Here is a 1597-nt window from a genome sequence, read left to right as displayed (position 1 = left end):
CAACCCAACAAATAAATTCGTGTTGGGTTTCACACAACCTACTTTCTGGGTTTCACACAACCTACAAAATGGATTTATGTTGGGTTTCACACAACCTACCCGGCTGGGATTCAGAAAACGCAAGGCTTCTCCGAGAGTGACAGAAGATAAATACAATGTGAATACCGTTGGCAGCGATTTGTGTTAGACTCCTCAGACTCTCCTATTGACCCAGCTTACCAGAGGCGATCGCAGTTCAAGATCAACCCCGGCAAAACCCCCTCACCCGACAACTCTGGCGGCGAGTTAACCACCTCCACCGGTTGCTGAGGGCGATAAATGTGGACTATCCGAGAACTGGGGTCAATCAACCATCCTAAACGAGTGCCATTCTCCACATATTCTTGCATTTTCTCCTGCAACTGAGTCAACGAATCGCTGGGAGAACGCAATTCCACCACAAAATCGGGACACAGGGGCAAAAATCCCTGTTTCTCTTCAGCCGTCAACCCCTCCCAGCGTTCCAGGGGAATCCAAGCTGCATCGGGGGAACGGTTGGCTCCATTGGGGAGTTTGAACCCTGTTGAGGAGTCAAAGGCGATTCCCCCTTGCGTCTGACGATTCCACAATCCCAATTCTAAACAGAGTTCAAAATTACGGTGTCCGGTTTCACCACCAGTAGGGGGCATAATAATCAGGGTTCCGTTAGCGTTGCGTTCAAATTGTAAGTCGCGGTTATCCTGACAAAGTTGGAAAAACTGCTCGTCGTCAAGATGGAGTGCGTCCGTATTTATAGTTAAGCTGTTCATTAAGGGAAAAGTATATGTGAGGGTCAAGGTATACGTGGATAAACAAAGTTGATACCCGGGTGAATGATACACGCTATATTGTAGGCAAGATTGTTAATCTAATTATAAATAGTGGTCTTAAACACCACCTAAAACCATTGAATAACACAGGAATAAAAGAATCAGCCAGCCCTGCCAATGTCCAAAAAAACCACATCCCATTAGCTATAACACTTTGAGAGATTAGGATTCCCAACGAGACACACAAACCCATAATTAAGCCCCCCAATACTGTAAAAACAAGCCCAGCTAATACATATTGTCCCTCGGTAACATCTAACCAAAGAAGTATCGCCACCCCCAGCAATAGCCCTATGACTGCTCCCCATAGCGAAGCAGCTTTAAGATCCATTGTTTTACCGTTTATAAATTTTGATCTAGTTTCAGGTTCTAATATAGCATAAATTGCACTTCAATATCAACCTCGGCAAAACCCCTTCACCTGAAAACTTTGACGACGAGTTAACCACGTCCACCGGTTGCTGAGGGCGATCAATTTGGACTGTCGGAGAACTTCGGTCAATCAACCATCCTAAACGAGTGACATTCTCTACAGATTCTTGCATTTTCTCCTGTAACTGAGTCAACCAATCGCTGGGAGACCACAATTCCACGACAAAATCGGGACACAGGGGCAAAAATCCCTGTTTCTCTTCAGCCGTCAACCCCTCCCAGCCTTCCTGGGGAATCCCAGTTGAGTAGCTTGGATTCATGTTGGGTTTCACTCAACCTAACAAATAAATTCGTGTTGGGTTTCACCCAACCTACCT

At 45.8% G+C, this 1597-nt stretch carries 2 protein-coding genes and 1 pseudogene; 1 reads left to right on the top strand and 2 read right to left on the bottom strand.

Going from position 1 to position 1597, the window contains the following annotated elements:
* Positions 1–187: pseudogene (locus tag P5683_RS24660) on the top strand (hypothetical protein); the annotation flags it as partial.
* Positions 188–215: 28 nt separating this feature from the next.
* On the opposite strand, the gene P5683_RS24655 reads toward P5683_RS24660, so the two are convergent.
* Together P5683_RS24655 and P5683_RS24650 are read right to left on the bottom strand one after the other, a co-directional pair.
* Positions 216–788, bottom strand: coding sequence for a Uma2 family endonuclease (locus tag P5683_RS24655; protein ID WP_006622725.1), 573 nt, complete (start codon positions 786–788; stop codon positions 216–218).
* A 422-nt stretch (positions 789–1210) separates the two neighbouring features.
* The gene (locus P5683_RS24650) at positions 1211–1540 is read right to left on the bottom strand and encodes a Uma2 family endonuclease (RefSeq protein WP_006622727.1); all 330 of its coding nucleotides are present in this window, start codon (positions 1538–1540) and stop codon (positions 1211–1213) included.
* Positions 1541–1597: the final 57 nt, after the last annotated feature.

Origin of the sequence: Limnospira sp. PMC 1279.21, from assembly GCF_032349615.1 — a bacterium.
GTDB lineage: Bacteria > Cyanobacteriota > Cyanobacteriia > Cyanobacteriales > Microcoleaceae > Limnospira > Limnospira fusiformis.
The sequence above is the reverse complement of the archived record's forward strand: the minus strand, read 5'-3'. Positions and strand labels throughout refer to the sequence as shown.

Excerpts from the sequence above, each read along its gene's own strand:
- P5683_RS24655 (WP_006622725.1), bottom strand. The coding sequence starts at position 788 with ATGAACAGCTTAACTATAAATACGGACGCACTCCATCTTGACGACGAG.
- P5683_RS24650 (WP_006622727.1), bottom strand. The coding sequence starts at position 1,540 with ATGAATCCAAGCTACTCAACTGGGATTCCCCAGGAAGGCTGGGAGGGG.